Raw genomic sequence first — 21,201 nt, 5'->3', positions numbered from 1 at the left:
TGCCTGCGAAAGATTCTCCTGCTGCCCTCATTGCTTTAGGATCGTTCGCTCAAGTTTGCGCATGAGCCGGAAAGGATGCTGAACAGTAACGTGCTACGAAAGCTCGACATGCAGGATTTGATGGTATTCGTCGCCGTGTATGAGCAAAACAGCGTCTCCGGCGTTTCCGAGGCGCTGTGCGTCAGCCAGTCCACCGTGAGTTACTGCCTGAAAAAACTGCGCGCCGGGTTTGAAGACGAATTGTTCATCAATACCCGCACCGGGATGCGCCCCACCTATAAGGCCGACAGCATGTACCCCCACGTGCTGAAGATCCTCGACAGCATCAACCTGTGCCATGCCAGTGCGTCAGCGTTCGATCCGTCCATGCAGCCGACGGTTTTCAATCTCTGTGCACCGGAATACTTCGAGCAACTGGTTCTACCCCACCTGTTGAAACGCTTCGCGCGCTTCGAGCATGCAGTGACGGTCAATGTCCACAGGCTCGAAACCGACATCCCGGCCCAGGCACTGCGCGATGGTAGCCTCGATCTGGCAATCGGTTTCGGCCCGGACTTCCATCGAAGGCACGCTGACTTCAATGTGCACACGTTGCTGCAAGATGACTTCGTCTGCGTCTTCGACCGTCGTGCGGCCCCGTCGCAACCACGCCTGGGCCTGCAAACCTTCATCGAGCGCCGGCATGTGTTTCCGACACCCTGGACATCCACCAGCAACATGGTTGACGGCTGGTTGGCCCAGCAAGCCCTGCAACGCCAGATAGTCGCGCGAGCCAACAGCTACGGCGCGGCCCTGAAGATGATCAGCGGCACCGACTTCCTACTCACCCTGCCCCGACGCATCCAGCAATTGCTGGCCGATGAGAGCGCCTTCGAACGCTGTGAAGCGCCCGATGGCTTGCCCGGATTCACCCTCGACATGCAGTGGCGCCAAGGAACCGATCAGGACAGCGCCAACACCTGGTTACGTGAGCAAGTGATCGCGGCCTGTGCGCAAGCGTAAAAGCACCGGCGCGCCCAGCAACGCTCAAACTGGAGCGTTCTCTCTATAAACGGCGACACAGATAAGCTTGGGTTTGATACGGAAACTCAATAGTTTCATGCCCGCAAAGGGACGGGTGAGTCTGGATCAGCTTCTGCAACTGTGCGGATACTTTCGCCTTTTCGGCAGGTGGAAGAGCGGCGATAAAACTCACCGACAGAATTCGGTCCATGATGACTTCGTTGACGCCACCTGAATGTGTGTACGGGAAACAGGTAAGTTCGGGTTCAGAAAAGTAACGCCCCGTGAATGGCAACTTCCAGTCACCGGTATGAAAGCGTGGTGTATCGCCTTCGTACGGCGTAATGATCTCGGTAATGGCTGCAACCCAGTCCACCGACTCATCACGCACGTTCCAGATCAAGCCCAGCCGACCGTTTGGCTTAAGCACTCGGTGTATCTCGGCAAGGGCCGTTTCATCTGCAAACCAGTGGAAGGCTTGGGCGCATACCAGTGCTTGCGCTGCTCCGGAGTTGAGCGGAATAGATTCGGCTGTTCCTTCCAGGATCGTGATGTGCGGTAGATTCCTGGCAAACTCGGATCGCATCGCTTCTATGGGCTCGACCGCTACGACATCGATGTCCATTGATCCCAACAACTGGGTGAATTTACCGGTGCCGGCGCCTAAATCAACAACCGTCGATCCCGGATGAATCTCAAGTGCCTCTATAAGCCAGCTAACCAGCTCACCTGGATAGCTCGGGCGCCCCCTGGCATAGGTTCCAGCTTGCGATGAGTAGCCCAGCTGAGCAACTTTCCGAATACCGGCCATGAGTCGTGATCCGCTTTTGGTTTAGAGACACCTGGTCAACCTGACCAATGACGCGATACGGCTCAGTGACCAACAGATGTCTTCGAATATGATTCCCGATCGATATCGAGAATCTCCACGCACAGCTGCACCTCTACCCCTGCCGGCCATTCACACAGATCCCTGACCACTGCCAGCAGACTTTCAGACAGCTGCTTCTTGATCTGCTCCGAGCGACCGCTCAGTATCGCGAGCTTCACATGCACGAACGCCCGCTCGGCCAATGCCGTGCCGACCCTGAACGTCTCGAGCTTCACCGCGCGACTCTTGATGTCGAATTCGGCACCGAACTGCCCGGACCCCACCAGCGTATTGTTCAGGCGCATCAACGCAACATCGGCGTTCAGCTCAGGCAGGTTGGCGGTGTATTCAAGGTGCAGGTGAGGCATGACATCACTCCTATGGGTTGGGGCAAATTCTTACATATAGCACAGCGCCACCTTGTTCACTGGGGCAGCGACAACAGATTGCGCTCGCCCATGAAGGCTTCAAGTCGTGAGCGCAACCAGCGCTCGGCAGGGTCGCTGTCGACGTGGCTGAGCCAGACCATGGACAACTCCAGGGTCGGCGTCTTGAACGGAAACGGCTCCTTGAACAACTGACCGGACGCCGCCATGGCCTCTGCCGTGTAATCCGGCAGGCTGGCCAGTAGATCGGTACCGGCGAGCAAGGCCGGCAATGAACTGTATTGCGGCACCGAGAGCACCACCTGGCGCGAGCGACCGATCGCAGATAACCACTCGTCAGCGAAGCCACTGACGTTGGCAATATGGGACACCAGCACATGAGGGCGCGAACAGTATTCATCGACCGTCAGCGGTGTATCGCTGGCATCGGCTCGTAACACGCTGGGCTGGATATGCCGCAACAATTTGCGCTTGGCGTTGGCTGGAAGACCGCGGGTCTGGCTGACGCCGACCGTTATGTCACCAGACGCCAGCAAGTCGGGAATACGCCAGTAATCGACATTTTGCACCACGAACACCACCTTCGGCGCTTCCTGGCGCAATGCCCGCAGCAACGGCGGCAACAGGCCGTACTCGACATCGTCGGACATCCCGATGCGAAAAGTCATGGTGCTGCTGCTCGGGTCGAAATCATGGGTCAGGCTCAACGCCACCGACAACGAATCCAGCGCCGGCGACAAATGCCGAAAGATCTCCTCAGCCCGCGCCGTGGGCTCCATGCGATGGCCGACACGTATGAACAACGGATCGTTGAACATGGTACGCAAGCGGTTGAGCGCCGAACTGATGGTCGGCTGACCGAGGAACAACTTCTTCGCCACCTTGGTAACGTTGCGTTCCAGCATCAGCGCTTCAAACACCACCATCAGGTTGATGTCAGCCTTGCGTAGCTCGTTGCGATTCATCCATTGACCCCGCTCAAAAACAATCGACAGTTTAGGGAGGTGTAACAAGCGGTGTCTACGCGACTGAACGAATGCCTCAAGCGATTTGCGTTTAATGCCAACAGGCTCACGCGCCGGGTCCTACAGCCCCTTCCTGATTTCATCGCGCCTCTGGCGGGACAGCTACATCCCCCTAAGCTCAGGAGGCTTCGGGCAAAAACGGTCCGGACGACAACCTTCAAACACAAAAGGAGCATTTCAATGGCTAGAGACAAAGCGAAAGACGACAGGTACTTCAACTGCACCGAAACGCATGAAGCCGATTACGTCGTCGGTCTTTATCCTCACGCCAAGGACGAAGTGAGAAATTTCCTGGCATCGGCCTGCAAAGAAAAATCCCTGCACAATTCCACACACAAGGACGTATATGACCTGATCAAAAAAGAACTGGGCCATTCGCAACCGTAAGGCGGGCCGGTTAGAACGAAGCTGCTCTGCTGAGCAGCTTCCTGATAGGAAGGCAGGCTGTGAACCCAATTCAGGACGAGACAACAAAAACAAAAAAACCCCGCAGCTTTTCAGCTACGGGGCTTTTTCCATGTAATGGCGGAGAGATAGGGATTCGAACCCTAGGTACCGGTGAAGGTACAACGGATTTCGAATCCGTCCCATTCGGCCACTCTGGCATCTCTCCAACGGCGCGCATCATAACAACACTTTTGCCGAAAGCAAACCCTCTTTCGTAATTTTTTCTGTGCTATCAGATGCTTGCGTCGATTAAAGCGGTACGCCCAGACGGTTGGCGACTTCTTCGTAGGCTTCGATGACGTCACCGAGGCCCTGGCGGAAGCGGTCCTTGTCCATCTTCTTCATGGTGGCCTTATCCCACAGGCGGCAGCCGTCCGGGCTGAATTCGTCGCCCAGGACGATGGAGCCGTCGTGGAACACGCCGAATTCCAGTTTAAAGTCGACCAACAGCAGGCCGGCGTCGTCAAACAGTTTGGTCAGCACTTCGTTGACCTTGAGCGACAGCTCCTTCATGCGCGCCAGTTGCTCGGCAGTGCCCCAACCGAACGCCACGACGTGGGATTCGTTGATGAACGGGTCGCCCTTGGCGTCGTCCTTCAGGAACAGTTCGAAGGTGTAAGGGTTGAGCTTCATGCCCTCTTCAACACCCAGGCGCTTGACCAGGCTGCCGGCGGCGTAGTTACGCACGACGCACTCAACCGGGATCATGTCGAGTTTCTTCACCAGGCATTCGTTGTCGCCCAGCAGCTTGTCGAATTGAGTCGGCACGCCGGCGGCTTCGAGTTTCTGCATGATGAAGGCATTGAACTTGTTGTTCACCATGCCTTTGCGGTCGAGCTGTTCGATGCGCTTGCCGTCGAACGCCGAAGTGTCGTTGCGAAACAGCAGGATCAAGCGGTTAGCGTCGTCGGTCTTGTAAACCGATTTGGCTTTGCCGCGGTACAGTTCTTCACGTTTTTCCATGATGGGCTCCGCTTGCTAAGTAGGTGGGCTAGGCGATGTGTCGCCAGTCGAGCCCTGAATCTTGATCGGCCAGTTGCAGCCAGTCCGGGTCGCACCCGAGGGTGTCGACAAAACATTGCCGGGCCAGCCGCGGCAGGTTGTTCTTGCTGCTCAGATGGGCCAGGACCAGGTGTTGCAGGTCTTTCCAGCCCAACTCGGACACCAGGAATGCCGCCTGATGGTTGTTCAAATGTCCCAGCTCACCGCCCACCCGCTGCTTGAGAAAGTACGGATAATGACCGCGAGCCAGCATGTCCCGGCAATGGTTGGCCTCGATCATCAATGCATCGAGGTCGCGATAGCCGTATAGCACCTTGTCGCAATACGAGCCCAGGTCGGTCAGCAGGCCGAAGCGCCGCTCACCGTCACTGAAAACGTATTGTGTCGGCTCCTGCGCATCGTGGGCCACGGCAATGACCTCGATGCTCAAGTCGCCGATCTGCAGTTGTTCGCCCCCGGCCAGCAAGCCCGCGGGCTCGACCGGCTTGCGCATCCCGCGCAGGGTCCCGCGACTGAGGTAGACAGGCAGATTGTAACGCCGAGACAGCAAACCCACGCCATGCACGTGGTCGGCATGTTCGTGGGTCACGAGTATCGCGCTTAGCTGCGCAGGATCTACACCCAGGCGCAGCAAGCGTTTTTCGGTTTCCCGCAGGGAGAAACCACAATCCACCAGCACATGCGTATCAGCGCTGGCTATCAGCGTGCCATTCCCTTGGCTACCGCTGCCGAGAACGGCAAAACGCATGTGATCAGCCCAGGTTGTCCTGAATGACGCTCAACACTTTGCGCGCCACGTCAGCCGGCGCCACGGTATTGATGTTTTTCTCGACGGTGACCTGGACGCTGTCGCCCACCTTGCTCAGGCGAACCTGGTAGCGCTCGGCACGGGACTCGACTTCTTCCTTGCTCGGCGCACTGCCGAACAGGCCGCTGAAGAACCCGGGCTTGTCGTCCTTCTTCTCGGCTTTTTCAGCGAGGTTGATGTAGTACAGGCCCAGGCTGCGGTTGATGTCTTCAACGCGCCACTCGCCCTGCTCCAGCGCACGACCGACGCTCGACCAGGCACGATCCAGGTCGGTACCGACGTTCAGCACCGGGTTGCCGCTGCCGTCTTCGCTGAGGCTGACGCGACTTGGCGCGTCGGAATCGCGAGAGGCCAGCATGGAGACCGAACCACCCTTCTCGGAAATGCGGCTCATGCTTGCCAGCATGTCGTCGACCAGTGCCGCGTCAAGGCCGGTGTTGACCGAACGGTTGGTGAAGGCGACATCGGCAGTGCTGCCGGCAGGACGCTCGGCGCTGACCACGTAGATTTCACTGGTATTGCGCTGTACGCCCGGCTCGATGCGCACCCGCACGCGGGTTTCGCTGTCGGTGCCGACACCGGCCGCGCTCAGGCGCTTGGCCATGGCAGCCGACAGTTCGTCGGAACGCTGCCAGGTCGTGGTGAATTCACCGGTTTGCGGGCGCTGTTCGTCCAGGCGGAAACCGTTGTCCTGGAAGAACTGTACGGCCACGGGCCAGGCTTCCGCCGGCGGGTTCTGCGCCAGGATCGAGCGCGAATCGCCGCTCTTTTGCAGGGAGTAGGCACTGGCGTCGGCCGCGGCCGACAACGGCTGCGGACGAGGCACGATGTATTCGCCCTTGGCGGTGTCATCGGCGACGTTGCGCGGAATCGGCAGCAGCGGATCCAGACGCTTGGCGGTGGTGACATCCGGCGGCAATTGCATGGGTGCAGTCTGTTGCGCTTCCAGGTAATCGCTACCACGGTCACGGAAATAACCTTCCGGGCCCCAGACCCATCCACAGCCACTGGTGCTGGACATGATCAGGGCAAGTGCGGAAAGTCCGGCCATTCGCTTCATGCGTTGTACTTCCTCAATTAAACCAGGACGCCGGACTGGCGCATGGCCTGCCGCAGCGGTTCGTGACATTCAGCGCTGAGCCAGGTGAGCGGCAGACGGATTCCGTCCGGCATCAGGCCCATCTCATGCAGCGCCCATTTCACGGGAATTGGATTGGACTCGATAAACAGGGTTTTATTGAGTGGCATCAGCTTTTGGTGAATGGCGCGCGCCTTCTCGGCTTCGCCGTTCAGCGCGGCGATGCACATGTCGGCCATGTCACGCGGGGCGACGTTGGCCGTCACCGAAATGTTGCCCTTGCCGCCCAGCAGGATCAGCTCGACCGCGGTGGCATCGTCACCGGAGAGCACCAGGAAGTTGCTGTCGACGCCATCGATGATGGCCTTGGCGCGCTGCAGGTCGCCGGTGGCTTCCTTGATACCGATGATGTTCTTGACGCTCGACAGGCGAATCACGGTCTCGGCCAGCATGTCGCAGGCGGTGCGGCCTGGCACGTTATAGAGGATCTGCGGGATGTCGACGGCTTCGGCGATCGCCTTGAAGTGCTGGTACAGGCCTTCCTGGGTCGGCTTGTTGTAGTAAGGCGTGACCAGCAGGCAGGCATCGGCGCCCGCGGTCTTTGCATTGGTGGTCAACTCGATCGCCTCGCGGGTCGAGTTGGCGCCGGTGCCGGCGATGACCGGAATGCGACCGTTGACCTGCTTGACTACGCGACGGATCACTTCGATGTGTTCGCTCACATCAAGGGTGGCCGATTCACCTGTGGTGCCGACCGCCACGATGGCGTGGGTGCCGTTTTGCAGGTGAAAGTCCACCAGTTTGCTCAAGCTGTCCCAGTCGAGACGACCTTGTGCATCCATGGGTGTGACCAGTGCCACCATACTGCCCGCAATCATGCAACCGCTCCTGCCGGAAAAAGAGAGCCGTAATGGTACTGGCGCCAAGATGCTTGCACAAGCGAAGTACTGCGCTGCCGCCATTCCCCTTGGCGCTGCTTTTCGCTACCCTTCAGACTTTGATCGATACTGCTAAGCTCGTATTTCGGGTTCGCGCCTCCATTTTCGACATCTCAAGCCCCCGATCCAGCGTTGCCACCCCCGCTCCTGCCACTCTGGAGCCACGTTGTGACCTTGTGCCCGGGGCTTTGATGATTCGCATGCGCAGGCTCGCTCCCGGCAAAACCAGCCGATAGAAGTACCGACCGCTCATCGCTTTAGGAATGCTGCATGTCCACCCCCACAGTTCGCGAACAATTCCTTGTCATCAGTGCCCTCGGCGCCAACCCCATGGAGCTGACTAACGTCCTGTGCCGCGCCAGCCATGAAAATCGCTGCGCCGTGGTCACCTCCCGCCTGACGCGTCATGGCGAGTGCAGTGCGCTGGTCCTCGAAATCTCCGGCACCTGGGACGCCCTGGCTCGCCTGGAGGGCAGCCTGCCGACCTTGGCAAAACGGCACGCCTTTACCGTCAACGTGGTGCGCAGCGCTGCCCTGGAGAACCGTCCCCAGGCCCTGCCCTACGTGGCGTATGTCAGCTCTGCCTACCGCTCGGACATCATCAACGAGCTGTGCCAGTTCTTCATGGACCACAACGTCGAACTGGAAAACCTGACCTGTGACACCTACCAGGCACCCCAGACCGGCGGCACCATGCTCAATGCCACGTTTACCGTGACCTTGCCGGCCGGCGTGCAAATCAGCTGGTTGCGCGACCAGTTCCTGGACTTTGCCGACGCGCTGAACCTCGATGCCCTGATCGAACCGTGGCGCCCACAGAACCCAATGTAAGGAAACATCATGGCCGTTGCACTCGACCAACCGGTTGCCGATTTCGAAGCACCCGCCACCAGCGGGCAAACCGTGCGTCTCGCAGATCTAAAAGGCAAGCAGGTAGTGATCTACTTCTACCCCAAGGACAGCACGCCGGGCTGCACCACCCAAGGCCAGGGCTTTCGCGACCAACTGGACGCCTTCAAGGCCGCCAACACCGAGGTGTTCGGCGTGTCCCGCGATAGCCTCAAGTCCCACGAGAACTTCAAGGCCAAGCAGGCATTCACTTTCGAACTGATCAGCGACAAGGAAGAAGCGCTGTGCCAGCTGTTTGATGTGATCAAGCTGAAAAAGCTTTATGGCAAGGAATACATGGGCGTGGATCGCAGCACGTTCCTGATCGACAAAGATGGTGTGTTGCGCCAGGAATGGCGTGGCGTGAAGGTGCCGGGGCATGTGGATGCGGTTCTCGCGGCGGCCCAGGCATTGAACAAGGCCTGATTTCTTCGATGCCTGTCTTGACGCTTTCGCGAGCAGGCTCGCTCCCACAGTTAAGCGGATCAACTGTGGGACCGAGCCTGCTCGGGAAGAGGCCATCAGCCCCACGAAATGATCGGGGATGATCGTTAAAGCAGCGGCGCCACGATCGGCTCCTTGCGCGGCCACGCATCCAATACGGCCTTGAACAGCGTCGCCAGGGGAATCGCGAAGAACACGCCCCAGAACCCCCACAGCCCGCCAAACAACAACACCGCGCAGATGATCGCCACTGGATGCAGGTTTACCGCTTCCGAGAACAACAGTGGCACCAGCACGTTGCCGTCCAGCGTCTGGATAATCCCGTAGACCGCCATCAAATAGATGAACTGATCGCTCCAGCCCCACTGGAACAGCGCAATCAGGAACACCGGCACGGTCACCACCACCGCCCCGACGTAGGGCACGACCACCGAGATGCCCACCAACAAGGCCAGCAGGGCCGCGTAGTTGAGTTCGAGGACGACAAAGGCGATGTAGGTCACCCCGCCGCAAATGAAAATCTCGATGACCTTGCCACGAATGTAGTTGGCGATCTGCCGGTTCATCTCGCGGCCGACGCGGGTGATCAGCGCGCGCTCACGGGGCAGGTAGCCGCGCACCCACTGGCCGATCATTTGCCGGTCCTTGAGAAAGAAGAACACCAGGATCGGCACCAGCACCAGGTAGATCATGATGTTGACCAGCAACGGCAGGCTCGACAGCGAAAACGTCAGCGCCCATTGGCCAAACTTGCCGATCTCGCCCCGCGCCGCTTCAATGGCCCGTAGCACCTGCTCATCGGACACCAGATGCGGATAGCGCTCAGGTAGTAGCAGCAACAGGGTTTGCCACTTGGCGAGCATGCCGGGCAATTCGTTGAACAACGTGATCAGTTGATGCCAGAGCAACGGCACCACGACCACGAGGAACACCAGCAGCAATCCCATGAACAGGGCGAAGACCAGCCCCACCGCGACCCCGCCCGGCACGCGCACTCGTTCCAGGCTCACCACCAGGCCCTGCATCAGGTAAGCCAGCACCATCCCCGCCAGCACTGGCGCCAGCATGCCGCCCAGGGTCAGCACGGCGGTAAATGCCAGGAACAACAGGACTGCCAGAACCACGGCTTCTTCGTCTGAGAAATAGCGCTGAATCCAGTCGCGCAACACTTTGAACATCAATAATCCTTAAGATCGAACGCAGCAGGTTTCAGGCTTTTTTCAACCAGTAACGGTAAATGCCCGCTTCATCTTCTTCACGAAGCAGCGTATGACCTGCCAATCGGGCAAAGGTGCGGAAATCACGCTGCGAGCCTGCATCGGTGGCAATGACCTTGAGCACCGCGCCACTGGCCATCCGGTTGAGCTCCATCTTGGCCTTGAGCAACGGCAGCGGGCAATTGAGGCCACTGGCGTCGAGTTCAACGTCATGGGCTACAGCGTCGATCATTGCATCACTCCGGTTCAGGTGGTTGAGCTGCCTAGAATATCTGGTCGCAAGGCTGGTGTCCGGCTACAGTAAGCTCTTTGTCGACTAAGGCCTTGTGCATGACTTTTTTGCGCCCCACCCTGCTGACGCTCGCTTGCCTGCTCGCCTCACCGGGCTTCGCCGACGACCTGCCGTCACTCGGTGACGCCAGTTCTGCCATCGTCTCGCCGCAACAGGAGTATCAGTTGGGCCGCGCCTGGCTTGCCCTGTTGCGCAGCCAGGTAGCACAGCTCAACGACCCGCAGCTCAAGGATTACGTTGAATCCAGCGTCTACCGCCTGGTGGAGACCAGCCAGGTCAATGACCGGCGCCTGGAGTTCATCCTGATCAACAGCCCACAGCTCAACGCGTTCGCGGCCCCAGGCGGGATCGTCGGGGTCAACGGCGGCCTGTTCCTCAATGCGCAGACCGAAGGCGAATATGCCTCGGTACTGGCTCACGAATTGGCTCACTTGTCGCAGCGCCACTTTGCCCGCGGTGTCGAGGCCCAGCAGCGCATGCAGGTACCGATGATGGCCGCGTTGCTGGCCGGCATCGTGATTGCCGCGGCCGGCGCCGGCGATGCCGGTATTGCGGCGATTGCAGGCACGCAGGCGGCGGCCATCCAGGAACAGCGGCGATTCTCTCGCCAAAACGAACAGGAAGCCGACCGCATCGGCATCCTCAACCTGGAAAAGGCCGGCTACGACCCCCGTTCCATGCCAACCATGTTCGAACGCCTGGGGCGTCAGTACCGCTTCGACGCCAAGCCACCGGAATTTTTGCTGACTCACCCGGTGACCGAATCGCGAATCGCCGACACCCGTAACCGTGCCGAGCAGGCCCCGCAGGGCGGCATCGAAGACACCCTGCGTTATCAGTTGATTCGTACGCGGGTTCAGTTGATCTACGAAGAAACCCCAGGCCTGGGCGCCAAGCGTTTCCGCGCCCTGCTGGAGGAAAATCCGAAAAACGATGCGGCGCGCTACGGTCTTGCGATTGCGCAGATCAAAGGCGGTCAACTGAACGAAGCACGGGAAAACCTCAAGCCGCTGCTGGCCAAGGCGCCGAACGAGATTATCTACAACCTCGCCCAGGTCGATTTGGACATCACCAACAATCGCCTGCCGGATGCACAGTCCAGGGTTGACCGGATGCTGACGCAATACCCCGGCAATTATCCACTGAACCAGGTACGCGTTGACCTGCTGCTGAAACAGAACCGCGCCGCCGATGCCGAGAAAGCACTCGAAGGCCTGCTCAAGTCGCGCCCGGACGATCCGGACGTGTGGTATCAGGTTGCCGAAACCCGTGGCCTGTCAGGCAACATCATCGGCCTGCACCAGGCGCGCGCCGAGTATTTCGCGCTGGTGGGCGACTATCGCCAGGCCATCCAGCAACTCGATTTTGCCAAGCGCAAGGCCGGCAACAATTTCCCGCTGGCCTCGCGAATCGATGCCCGCCAGCGAGAGCTGATGGAGCAGGAACGCATGATCAAGGACATGATGGGCTGACGCTTCAACAAAACCCGGATAACACACAACCTGTAGGAGCTGCCGCAGGCTGCGATCTTTTGATTTTAATAAAGCAAGATCAAGAGATCGCAGCCTGCGGCAGCTCCTACAGGGAATGGCGTGAGACAGGTGAAAGCCCCCCCCCAAAAAAAACCGCCTCTTTCGAGGCGGTTTTTCATTTAGCGAACCAGCTGTTTATTCAGCCAGCTTGAAGGTGATGAAGCTCGCACGGTTCTGGCGCAGCACGCGCATTGACACCGAGCGGTTCTTCGGCAACGCCTTGGCGATGTCCGTGAACTCCTTGGCCGAACCGATCGCCTGATTGTTCAGGTGAGTGATGATATCGCCTGGCTGCAGGCCGATCATCGATGCCGGGCCGTCCTGGACTTCCTTGATCACCACACCGCCCTTGAGGTCGTAGGTTTTCTTCTGTTCGTCCGTCAGCTCCGCCACGGAGACGCCCAGGCGGTTGCTGCTGCGCTCGATGCTCGACAGCGGCAGGTCGTCCAGCTCCTTACCTTCTTCCGGGATAGCGCCAACCGTCAGCTCGACATTCTTGCGCTTGCCTTCGCGAATCACTTCCAGATTAGCCTTGGAACCCGCCTTCAAGGCGCCAACCAGGTGCGGCAGATCGGCGGACACGATGATCGGCTGGCCATTCATGCTCAGGATCACATCGCCGACTTGCAGTCCACCCTTGGCAGCCGGGCCGTCATCCTGGATCTGCGCAACGAGCGCACCGGCCGGCTTGTCCAGGCCGAACGATTCGGCCAGGTCCTTGCTCACTTCCTGGATCACCACACCCAACCATCCACGACTGACCTTGCCACCGCTTTTGAGCTGGTTGGAAACGTCCATCGCCACGTCGATAGGGATCGCGAACGATACGCCCATGAAGCCGCCGGAACGGGTATAGATCTGAGAGTTGATGCCGACCACCTCACCGTTGAGGTTGAACAACGGCCCACCCGAGTTACCCGGGTTGATCGCCACGTCGGTCTGGATGAACGGCACATAGTTTTCATTCGGCAGACTGCGGCCGACGGCACTGACGATGCCCTGGGTCACGGTGTGGTCGAAACCGAATGGCGAGCCGATGGCTACAACCCATTGCCCGGCTTTCAGATCCTGGGATTTGCCCAGCTTCAGGACCGGAAGATCCTTGCCTTCGACTTTTAGCAACGCCACATCGGATCGAGGATCGGTGCCGATGAGCTTGGCCTTCATTTCACTGCGGTCGGACAGACGCACGAGGATTTCGTCGGCATCGGCGATCACATGGTTATTGGTCAAGATGTAGCCGTCAGGCGAAATGATGAAACCTGAACCCAACGATTGCGCTTCGCGCTGACGATCGCCACGGGGGTACCGAGGCTGCAGCGGCATGCCACGCTCGAAAAACTCGCGCAGCATCGGCGGCAAGCCTTCGAGGTCAGGCATCTGCTGGTTCACTTTGCGGTCAGGCAGCTTTTGCGTGGTACTGATATTCACCACCGCAGGCGAAGCCTGTTCGACCAGTTGCGTGAAGTCAGGCAATTCGACCGCTTGAACGGCGACCGCCTGACCGAGCACCAGCACGGTGGCAAAAATGGAGAGGTAAGACTTCAAGCGTGGTATCGACATACGGCTCCCGTTACGACGAGCATGGTTAAGCGATATGGAGCAAGGAACACCGAGAAAGATACGCCGGTATTTTTGTTCCGGGAACAACAAACAAGGCCAGAGCCGAGGGGCTCTGACCTATAAAAAATATTGGAGGGATTTGCAAATTGAAATGCTCACGAAACATTTCGATTTCACGTCACTGCTGGGTTGCAGTAGCGTCGGTGCGCATGGATAACGCAATCCGTTCTGCAGTGCCAATGGGGATCTCGCCCACCACTGTCACAACCATCTCGCCTTGAGGCGTACTCAAACGCCGGGAAACGGCAACGGTTGGCCCCAGTTGAGTGCGTGTATCGGCAGCCCCGGACCCACTCAAAGGCTCAAGGAACACTGAAAACCGCGCCAGACCATCGTCATACATCAAGCTGCTGACCTGAGCCTTGGTCTCGGGATCCTTGCGGACCGTACTGCTGGTCAGCTCAAAACCAGGCGGCAACCAGTCCGAATGCCAGACCCGTGCCTCCTTGACCGCCGAAGCCTTGTCGCTAACGAGCTTCACCGCCTTGCAATCCGCGCCTGGCTGCAGGTCACTGTCGGTCGGGACCGCGACGGGATCGAGTCGAGTAAACTGGAAGCGCTCCAGCAGCCGTCCCTTGTCATCGAGCAACAATGACTTGAGAGGCAGGCCGGTTTGTTGATCTAGATGCAGTTCAAAACCGTAGCGGTGCTGGTCACGCGGCGTCAGCGAAACAATCACTGCCGGGCGACCGGCCACGCGCGACTTGCCGATGACAGCAAGGTCATACCAATTCTTGAGCTTCTGTGGATCGAGTGCACGAGCAGCGGAGCTGGAAGTATCTCCCAGCCCTGCCATCAGGTTGCCGCTGACGCATTGAGTCTTTCCATCAACGCGCACGACTTCCTGGGCGGACCCGTCGAGTTGGACCAAACGCTCGCGGACCTGGCCATCCTGGACACGGTGCCAGATATTGTGGGTAGAGAAACTACCGTTACGCTCGTAGACGAAAGTACCTTGAAAGCTTTGCTTCTGCTCGGCCTGGCCCAGACGGGTCAACCAGTCTTGAGCCTGATCGGCGTGGGCTGGAACAACGAACCAGCCACTGAGCAATAGCGTAAGTAGAGGTATGGCGCGCATGATCCTCCTTATCGGTTTTCCAGGCTTGCTGCACGAGCGTAAGGCAGAGCGCTCTCAGTACCTTTCAGTGCAGCCTGTTGAGCATGTTGGCGCAAGTAGCCTGGCAGACGCTGATCGTTCAAGCCTGGTTGACCTTGCAATACGCCATTGGCCATGGGGCCAGTGGCTTCCGAATTCTCATTGTAGCCTGCCAGAACAGCCGGGCCCTTGACTTGTGGAACAGCCAGGCCAGGTTGAGTGGATTGCTGCGCCAGTTCAACGCCAGCGATCTCGTCCTGATTGTACAGACGAACACCTGCCAGTACCGCCAGTGTCACCGAAGCGGCAACGGCCAGGCGACCCAGGCTGCGCCATGGACCACGAGTGGCTTTTGCCGGTACGGCTTCATCAGCCAATGCAGCAGAAACAGCCGCGGCAATATCCAGGCGTGGCAGCAGGAGATCCTTGTGCATCACCGCCCGAGCGATCTGATAACGAGCCCAGGTTTCACGGGTTTCAACATCGTCGCAGGCATTCAATACCCGACGCAATTCCAATTCGTCCGCTTCGTTATCCATCACTGCGGACAGCGATTCCTGCAGGGCTTCACGACTCATGGCGTTCCTCTCTTGGCTGTCGCCGCTGTCTTTAGTTTTCCTGCAACAACGGCTGCAGGGCTTTATCGATGGCCTCCCGGGCGCGGAAAATCCGGGAGCGCACGGTACCCACCGGACACTGCATGACACTCGCAATGTCCTCGTAACTCAGACCATCGAATTCGCGTAAAGTTAACGCCGTACGCAAATCTTCTGGCAGTTGCTGAATGGTTCGATGGACAGTGCCTTCGATCTCATCCCGCAGCAAAGCCCGTTCTGGCGACTCGAGATCCTTCAGGCCATGATCGCCATCGTAGAACTCTGCATCCTCGGAACTGACATCGCTATCCGGCGGCCGACGGCCGCGTGAAACCAGATAGTTCTTCGCCGTGTTGATGGCGATGCGGTAAAGCCACGTATAAAACGCGCTGTCTCCGCGAAAATTACCAAGTGCGCGATAGGCCTTGATAAAGGCTTCCTGCGCTACATCCTGGGCTTCATGGGTGTCGTGCACGAAACGCACGATCAACCCGAGAATTTTGTGCTGGTATTTCAGCACTAGCAGATCGAATGCGCGCTTGTCGCCGCGTTGAACGCGTTCGACCAGCTGCTGATCCTCTTCCTGGGTTAGCATGAACACTCCTCGATAAGCTCGGAGGAGGCTTGCATTACTAAACGACCGGGCTTGCAAACATAGACTCGGGCTTTTCGCAAAAGTTCTCCCCCTCCAGGCAAGTTTCCTGCGGGCTCTGATTCGGCACGCACGAAAAGCGCAGCGCGAGATTCCCCGGCTGCGCGAATAATCTTGTCATCGGCTTGACCGGCAAGGACCCAACCGCGATCCAGCGATGAAACCGACACTGTCCCTTGATTCAGGCAACCGACTATTGATCTTGGGCCTTTGGCAAAAGTTCAAATATTTATAGCTTGGCAGAACCGACATTGTGCAACCCTGGAGCGAAAAAGAGTGTTAAATCCACGATACAGTTCGCTTGTAGCCGAACCGGTGGAAAAAACATCCGACGAAGCGTCACCAGTTTACCGTCACAGTAGTTTCACAATGCCATATCGGCTCGGCTATTGTGCCGCTCCCCCCCTCTATATACTAGTGGGCTGTGCGGCTGCCGGGCATGCCTGTCAAGATGTCTGGCGCCTACCCCGACCCGGGTCGCTTTGAGCGGAATCCTGAAATGAGCCAACAGTTTCAACACGATGTCCTGGTAATTGGCAGCGGTGCTGCCGGCTTGAGCCTTGCGCTGACCTTGCCGGGTCATTTGCGCATCGCCGTATTGAGCAAAGGCGACCTCGCCAATGGCTCGACGTTCTGGGCCCAGGGAGGGGTCGCCGCCGTCCTGGATGACACCGACACCGTCGAGTCCCACGTCGATGACACCCTTAACGCCGGCGGCGGTTTGTGTCATGAAGACGCCGTGCGCTTCACCGTCGAGCACAGCAAAGAGGCCATTCAATGGCTGATCGACCAGGGCGTACCCTTCACCCGCGACGAACAGTCCGGCACTGAAGACGGTGGATTCGAGTTCCACCTGACCCGTGAAGGCGGTCATAGCCATCGCCGCATCATCCATGCAGCCGACGCCACCGGCGCAGCGATTTTTCGAACGCTGCTCACCCAAGCCCAACAACGGCCCAACATCGAGTTGCTGGAGCAACGAGTCGCGGTCGACCTGATTACCGAAAAGCGCCTGGGCCTGGAAGGTGATCGTTGCCTGGGAGCCTACGTGCTCAATCGCGGCACGGGGGAAGTCGACACCTACGGCGCCCGCTTCGTGATCCTTGCCACCGGCGGCGCAGCCAAGGTCTACCTTTATACCAGCAACCCCGATGGTGCCTGCGGTGATGGCATCGCCATGGCCTGGCGTTCGGGCTGCCGGGTGGCGAACCTGGAATTCAACCAGTTCCACCCTACCTGCCTGTATCACCCGCAAGCCAAGAGTTTCCTGATCACCGAAGCCTTGCGCGGAGAAGGTGCACACCTGAAGCTGCCCAATGGCGAACGCTTCATGCAGCGCTTCGACCCCCGAGCCGAACTGGCGCCGCGGGACATCGTCGCCCGGGCCATCGACCATGAGATGAAGCGACTGGGTATCGACTGCGTGTACCTGGACATCAGCCACAAGTCCGAAGCGTTCATCAAGTCGCACTTCCCGACGATGTACGAACGCTGCCTCGAATTTTCCATCGACATCACCAAACAGCCGATTCCGGTGGTTCCGGCGGCGCACTATACCTGTGGTGGCGTCATGGTCGATCAACACGGCCGCACCGATGTGCCAGGGCTGTACGCGATTGGCGAAACCAGCTTCACCGGCCTGCACGGTGCCAACCGCATGGCCAGCAACTCCTTGCTGGAGTGCTTCGTCTACGCCCGCTCGGCAGCGACTGACATCCTGGAACAGTTGCCGCAGGTGTCGGCTCCCGCTGCCCTGCCTGTCTGGGACGCGAGCCAGGTGACCGATTCCGATGAAGACGTGATCATTGCGCACAACTGGGATGAGTTGCGGCGATTCATGTGGGACTACGTCGGCATCGTGCGCACCAACAAGCGCCTGCAACGGGCCCAGCACCGCGTGCGCTTGCTGCTTGACGAAATCGATGAGTTCTACAGCAACTACAAGGTCAGCCGGGACTTGATCGAGTTGCGCAACCTGGCCCAGGTGGCCGAGTTGATGATTCGCTCAGCGATGGAGCGCAAGGAGAGTCGCGGCCTGCATTACACCCTCGATTATCCGAAGATGCTGCCGGTTGCCCTGGACACTATCCTGGTGCCGTCCACCTACGCCGAGTGAACTTGAGCCGCACCCGCAGGCGTCGGTGCACATCCGCCGCCTGCGAATCCCGGGGCACGCAAACAGTCCTGGTGCGCCGCTCACCCCGCAGGCGAAAACGCAGCACCACCGTCAATGGCAATGCCAGGCTGTCCGGGCGCAATTGCACCGGCTGCCATCCCCGCGCCTGATTCCATAACTGCCAGCCATCGCCATCGCGTCGCAAACCGCAAAATGCTTGCGGGTGCGTCAACAGGATCTGACGAGGCAATACCCAAAAACCATGCAGCAGGCAGCAAAAAACGCCGGGCAGAGTGGCCCAGAGTGGCATGGCGAGAAGAAACAGCGAACCCAACGCGAACAGCTGGGCCACAAGATACGCCGCCAGCAACTGCCGCGAGGCATGCCAGCGGCATTCGAACCCGTTACTTGGGCTGGACACGGTCCAGGATCATGCGAACCATGCGCTGAAGCTCCGGATCTTCCGATTCGGCGCGTTCCATGAACCAGCCAAACATGTCCTGATCTTCGCATTCGAGCAGCCTGACGTAGCAGGCGCGATCAACATCGTTGAGGTGCGGATAAACCTCTTTCACAAATGGCACCAGCAGCACGTCAAGCTCAAGCATGCCGCGGCGGCTGTGCCAGTAGAGGCGATTCAGTTCAACATCTTCGACCATGGAGCGCTCCTCAAATAGGCCGCAAGTATACAGCGCCGCGCCTCATCGAACAGTCGGCTTTGGTCGGGCACGGACGATCCTTTGTGAACTACCCATTTCAAGGGCAGCCCCTTATCATGTCCGCCAGACTCTTTACCCTGCGATGACCCATGGCCGATTCTGCTTTTTTCTGCACGCTGTCTCATGAAGGTGTCCTGGCGGTCCGCGGCGCGGACGCCGGCAAGTTCCTGCAAGGCCAACTGACCTGCAACCTCAATTACCTGAGCGACACCCGGGCCAGCCTTGGCGCGCGTTGCACGCAAAAGGGCCGGATGCAGTCAAGCTTCCGCATCCTGCTTGAAGGTGACGGCGTACTCCTGGCGATGGCCAGCGGATTACTCGAACCGCAATTGGCGGACCTGAAGAAATACGCGGTGTTTTCCAAGTCCAAGTTGACCGATGAAAGCGCGGCCTGGGTTCGCTTCGGCGTCGAGCAAGGCGATGAGGCCTTGAAAAGCCTCGGCCTTGAACTGCCAGAAGACACCGACAGCGTCGTGCGTAATGACCGCTTGATCGCCATTCGCGTCTCGCCCGAACGCGCCGAGCTGTGGGTGGCGGCCGATCAAGCCGATGACATTAAGGGCAAACTGTCCGCCCAACTGAGCGAAGGGGAGCTCAATCAATGGCTTCTGGGCCAGGTTCGGGCCGGGATAGGCCAAGTGATGCCAAGCACCCGTGAGCTGTTCATTCCGCAGATGCTCAATCTGCAAGCCGTCGGCGGCGTGAGTTTCAAGAAAGGCTGCTATACCGGCCAGGAAATCGTCGCGCGCATGCAATACCTGGGCAAACTCAAGCGCCGCCTGTATCGCCTGCAACTGGTTGCCGACGAACTACCGGAGCCCGGCACCCAACTGTTTGCCCCCAGTCACGGCAGCTCGATCGGTGAAGTGGTGCTGGCCGCCAATGCTGCCGGTCACATCGAACTGCTGGCCGTGTTGCAAGCGGAAGCAGCCGAAGGCGGCGACATTCATCTGGGCGCCCTCGACGGCCCGGCCCTGCACTTGCTCGACCTGCCGTACGAACTGGACCGCGATCGCGAAATCCAGCGTTAAGCGCAGTACTTTTTTGCAACACCTAGAGAAGCGTAATGAGTGAGCTGGCGGAAAAGGTCCAACAGGATTTGGTTGAGGCCATCGATAACGATGACCTGGTTCTGCCAACGTTACCGGAAGTGGCTTTGCAGATTCGAAAGGCCGCCGAAGATCCGGAAATCAGTATCAGTAGCCTGAGCAAAGTGATTGGCCGCGATGCCGCGCTGTCGGCACGCCTGATCAAGGTGGTCAATAGCCCACTGCTGCGCGCGGCGCAGGAAGTCACCGATTTGCACACGGCGATTACGCGCCTGGGCATCAACTACAGCAGCAACCTGGCCATCGGCCTGGTCATGGAACAGATTTTCCATGCCCGCTCCGAGGTAGTGGAACAGAAAATGCGCGATGTCTGGCGCAAAAGCCTGGAAATCGCCGGCGTCAGCTACGCGCTGTGCCGCCACTACACCCAGCTCAAGCCCGATAAGGCGGCCCTTGGCGGGCTGGTGCACCAGATCGGTATATTGCCGATCCTGACCTACGCCGAGGATCACTATGAACTGTTGTCCGATCCGGTCAGCCTCAATCATGTGATTGACCGCATACACCCATTGCTCGGCGACAAGCTGCTGCGCGTTTGGGAGTTTCCGGAACCACTGGTGCAGGTGCCGCAGCTTTACCTGGACTTCAAGCGACAGTCCGCGCAGATCGATTATGTCGACCTGGTTCAGGTGGCCAGCCTGTACTGCTTCAAAGACACCGAGCATCCGATCTCGCGAATCGACCCCTTCAGCGTACCGGCCTTCGTCAAGCTGGGAATCGATCCGGACGACAAGGCGATGTGCGCCGATCTGGAAGAAACGCGGTTGATGTTTTATTGATCGAACACCGCCCGCTCCTACAGGGTTCTCAAATAACCTTGTAGGAGCAAGCATGCTCCGGGCGGCGTTCCGACGATGGTCGTCAACGATAACGCTGGAAACCTGACACGCCCCCGCCCCCACAAACTATCGCCTACTCTGCAGAATCACAGCTGGGCCTTTTCACCCTTGCCCAAAAAAATCTGCGTCGGCAACTTAAAGCCACGCAACTTCAGCAACGCCATCGGCCCCGCCCCCAGTTCGGTGCGTAAATACCAGGTCAGGCCAATGCCATCGGGCGCCTTGAGCACCACACGAAAACGGCTGTCGCCGTCGTCCAGCGGCGTGACTTGGGCTTGTTCCAGCAGGCGGATCAGGCCCCAGGTGCCCGCGTAGTCGCCGAACAGCCGTTCGTTGGCCTGCACGCTGGTCCAGGTCAGGCTCGCGCCGGGGTATTGGCTGCGACCGGGCCAGTTGAAGCGCTGCCAGCTTTCCTTCTGGTTGAAGTACTCGTGTTTTTCGCCATTGAGGGTGAAGGTGGTTTGCACCACGTCGCGCACCGGTTTGCCTTGCAACTCGAAGCTCAGGCCCATGCCTCCGTC

General features: G+C 58.9%; 24 protein-coding genes and 1 tRNA gene. 8 read left to right on the top strand and 17 right to left on the bottom strand.

The genetic code is table 11. The annotated features are described in order from the left end of the window. Positions 1-75 precede the first annotated feature (75 nt). Positions 76-1,002 (top strand): LysR family transcriptional regulator, encoded by a 927-nt coding sequence (locus tag AC1Q8Q_RS25065; RefSeq protein WP_033041867.1) that lies wholly within the window; start codon positions 76-78, stop codon positions 1,000-1,002. 43 nt (positions 1,003-1,045) lie between these two features. Here AC1Q8Q_RS25065 and AC1Q8Q_RS25060 read toward each other — a convergent pair whose 3' ends face one another. From AC1Q8Q_RS25060 to AC1Q8Q_RS25050, 3 genes are all read right to left on the bottom strand, one after another. Next, the gene (locus AC1Q8Q_RS25060) at positions 1,046-1,813 is read right to left on the bottom strand and encodes a class I SAM-dependent methyltransferase (RefSeq protein WP_492615641.1); all 768 of its coding nucleotides are present in this window, start codon (positions 1,811-1,813) and stop codon (positions 1,046-1,048) included. A gap of 62 nt (positions 1,814-1,875) precedes the next feature. Beyond that, on the bottom strand, positions 1,876-2,241 hold the full coding sequence (locus tag AC1Q8Q_RS25055) for a 5-carboxymethyl-2-hydroxymuconate Delta-isomerase (RefSeq protein WP_020797812.1): 366 nt from the start codon (positions 2,239-2,241) through the stop codon (positions 1,876-1,878). 56 nt (positions 2,242-2,297) lie between these two features. Beyond that, the gene (locus AC1Q8Q_RS25050) at positions 2,298-3,224 is read right to left on the bottom strand and encodes a LysR family transcriptional regulator (protein ID WP_020797811.1); all 927 of its coding nucleotides are present in this window, start codon (positions 3,222-3,224) and stop codon (positions 2,298-2,300) included. A 240-nt stretch (positions 3,225-3,464) separates the two neighbouring features. On the opposite strand from AC1Q8Q_RS25050, the gene AC1Q8Q_RS25045 reads away from it, so the two are divergent. Continuing rightward, positions 3,465-3,671 carry a hypothetical protein gene (locus AC1Q8Q_RS25045; RefSeq protein ID WP_020797810.1) on the top strand — a complete coding sequence of 69 codons (207 nt, stop codon included), beginning with the start codon at positions 3,465-3,467 and terminating at the stop codon, positions 3,669-3,671. Positions 3,672-3,807: 136 nt separating this feature from the next. On the opposite strand, the gene AC1Q8Q_RS25040 is transcribed toward AC1Q8Q_RS25045, so the two are convergent. The 5 genes from AC1Q8Q_RS25040 to dapA form a co-directional block, all read right to left on the bottom strand. Beyond that, positions 3,808-3,897: transfer RNA gene (locus AC1Q8Q_RS25040), tRNA-Ser, on the bottom strand. Between the two features lie 83 nt (positions 3,898-3,980). Next, complete coding sequence (gene purC, locus AC1Q8Q_RS25035) at positions 3,981-4,694, bottom strand: phosphoribosylaminoimidazolesuccinocarboxamide synthase (RefSeq protein ID WP_020797809.1); 714 nt, start codon at positions 4,692-4,694, stop codon at positions 3,981-3,983. Between the two features lie 28 nt (positions 4,695-4,722). Next, positions 4,723-5,481 (bottom strand): MBL fold metallo-hydrolase, encoded by a 759-nt coding sequence (locus AC1Q8Q_RS25030; protein ID WP_168757391.1) that lies wholly within the window; start codon positions 5,479-5,481, stop codon positions 4,723-4,725. A gap of 4 nt (positions 5,482-5,485) precedes the next feature. Beyond that, entirely contained in the window at positions 5,486-6,601 is a 1,116-nt protein-coding gene (bamC, locus tag AC1Q8Q_RS25025; protein ID WP_492615640.1) for an NlpB/DapX family lipoprotein, read from the bottom strand. A gap of 17 nt (positions 6,602-6,618) precedes the next feature. Continuing rightward, positions 6,619-7,497: a 4-hydroxy-tetrahydrodipicolinate synthase gene (gene dapA / locus AC1Q8Q_RS25020; protein ID WP_020797806.1), complete on the bottom strand. Its 879-nt coding sequence runs from the start codon at positions 7,495-7,497 to the stop codon at positions 6,619-6,621. Between the two features lie 330 nt (positions 7,498-7,827). Here dapA and AC1Q8Q_RS25015 point away from each other — a divergent pair, with 330 nt between their 5' ends. Both AC1Q8Q_RS25015 and AC1Q8Q_RS25010 read left to right on the top strand, forming a co-directional pair. Continuing rightward, positions 7,828-8,388: a glycine cleavage system transcriptional repressor gene (locus AC1Q8Q_RS25015; protein WP_020797805.1), complete on the top strand. Its 561-nt coding sequence runs from the start codon at positions 7,828-7,830 to the stop codon at positions 8,386-8,388. A 9-nt stretch (positions 8,389-8,397) separates the two neighbouring features. Next, a complete protein-coding gene (locus tag AC1Q8Q_RS25010) occupies positions 8,398-8,871 on the top strand; it encodes a peroxiredoxin (RefSeq protein WP_008055978.1) in 474 nt (157 codons plus the stop codon). Positions 8,872-8,996: 125 nt separating this feature from the next. Here AC1Q8Q_RS25010 and AC1Q8Q_RS25005 read toward each other — a convergent pair whose 3' ends face one another. After that, the gene (locus tag AC1Q8Q_RS25005) at positions 8,997-10,067 is read right to left on the bottom strand and encodes an AI-2E family transporter (RefSeq protein WP_020797804.1); all 1,071 of its coding nucleotides are present in this window, start codon (positions 10,065-10,067) and stop codon (positions 8,997-8,999) included. A gap of 31 nt (positions 10,068-10,098) precedes the next feature. Further along, on the bottom strand, positions 10,099-10,338 hold the full coding sequence (locus AC1Q8Q_RS25000) for a sulfurtransferase TusA family protein (protein WP_020797803.1): 240 nt from the start codon (positions 10,336-10,338) through the stop codon (positions 10,099-10,101). Positions 10,339-10,436: 98 nt separating this feature from the next. On the opposite strand from AC1Q8Q_RS25000, the gene AC1Q8Q_RS24995 reads away from it, so the two are divergent. Then, complete coding sequence (locus AC1Q8Q_RS24995; protein ID WP_020797802.1) at positions 10,437-11,870, top strand: M48 family metalloprotease; 1,434 nt, start codon at positions 10,437-10,439, stop codon at positions 11,868-11,870. Positions 11,871-12,065: 195 nt separating this feature from the next. Here the strand turns inward: AC1Q8Q_RS24995 and AC1Q8Q_RS24990 are convergent, their stop codons facing one another. The 4 genes from AC1Q8Q_RS24990 to rpoE form a co-directional block, all read right to left on the bottom strand. Further along, positions 12,066-13,493 (bottom strand): DegQ family serine endoprotease, encoded by a 1,428-nt coding sequence (locus AC1Q8Q_RS24990; RefSeq protein WP_492615639.1) that lies wholly within the window; start codon positions 13,491-13,493, stop codon positions 12,066-12,068. Between the two features lie 178 nt (positions 13,494-13,671). Beyond that, positions 13,672-14,631 carry a MucB/RseB C-terminal domain-containing protein gene (locus tag AC1Q8Q_RS24985; protein ID WP_020797800.1) on the bottom strand — a complete coding sequence of 320 codons (960 nt, stop codon included), beginning with the start codon at positions 14,629-14,631 and terminating at the stop codon, positions 13,672-13,674. Positions 14,632-14,639: 8 nt separating this feature from the next. After that, on the bottom strand, positions 14,640-15,227 hold the full coding sequence (locus AC1Q8Q_RS24980) for a sigma-E factor negative regulatory protein (RefSeq protein ID WP_033044142.1): 588 nt from the start codon (positions 15,225-15,227) through the stop codon (positions 14,640-14,642). Between the two features lie 31 nt (positions 15,228-15,258). After that, positions 15,259-15,840, bottom strand: a complete 582-nt coding sequence (gene rpoE / locus AC1Q8Q_RS24975; protein WP_003172477.1) for an RNA polymerase sigma factor RpoE/AlgU — start codon at positions 15,838-15,840, stop codon at positions 15,259-15,261. Positions 15,841-16,396: 556 nt separating this feature from the next. Here rpoE and nadB point away from each other — a divergent pair. After that, entirely contained in the window at positions 16,397-18,013 is a 1,617-nt protein-coding gene (gene nadB / locus AC1Q8Q_RS24970) for an L-aspartate oxidase (RefSeq protein WP_179056470.1), read from the top strand. On the opposite strand, the gene AC1Q8Q_RS24965 is transcribed toward nadB, so the two are convergent. After that, positions 17,982-18,434 carry a protein YgfX gene (locus AC1Q8Q_RS24965; RefSeq protein WP_492615638.1) on the bottom strand — a complete coding sequence of 151 codons (453 nt, stop codon included), beginning with the start codon at positions 18,432-18,434 and terminating at the stop codon, positions 17,982-17,984. The two genes, nadB and AC1Q8Q_RS24965, sit on opposite strands and share 32 nt — an antisense overlap. Then, entirely contained in the window at positions 18,418-18,672 is a 255-nt protein-coding gene (locus AC1Q8Q_RS24960; protein WP_020797795.1) for an FAD assembly factor SdhE, read from the bottom strand. The genes AC1Q8Q_RS24965 and AC1Q8Q_RS24960 overlap by 17 nt, the downstream gene beginning before the upstream one ends. A gap of 149 nt (positions 18,673-18,821) precedes the next feature. Between AC1Q8Q_RS24960 and ygfZ the strand changes: the two genes are divergently transcribed. Both ygfZ and AC1Q8Q_RS24950 read left to right on the top strand, forming a co-directional pair. Next, a complete protein-coding gene (ygfZ, locus tag AC1Q8Q_RS24955) occupies positions 18,822-19,763 on the top strand; it encodes a CAF17-like 4Fe-4S cluster assembly/insertion protein YgfZ (RefSeq protein ID WP_033044144.1) in 942 nt (313 codons plus the stop codon). Between the two features lie 35 nt (positions 19,764-19,798). Then, positions 19,799-20,620, top strand: a complete 822-nt coding sequence (locus AC1Q8Q_RS24950) for an HDOD domain-containing protein (protein WP_083348387.1) — start codon at positions 19,799-19,801, stop codon at positions 20,618-20,620. Positions 20,621-20,766: 146 nt separating this feature from the next. Here the strand turns inward: AC1Q8Q_RS24950 and AC1Q8Q_RS24945 are convergent. Further along, on the bottom strand, positions 20,767-21,201 hold a 435-nt coding region (locus AC1Q8Q_RS24945; RefSeq protein ID WP_492615637.1), incomplete at its 5' end, for a type VI secretion IcmF C-terminal domain-containing protein.

This window comes from Pseudomonas sp. GW823-FHT06B06 (assembly GCF_058795195.1).
This window is presented reverse-complemented; position numbering and strand designations above follow the sequence as displayed.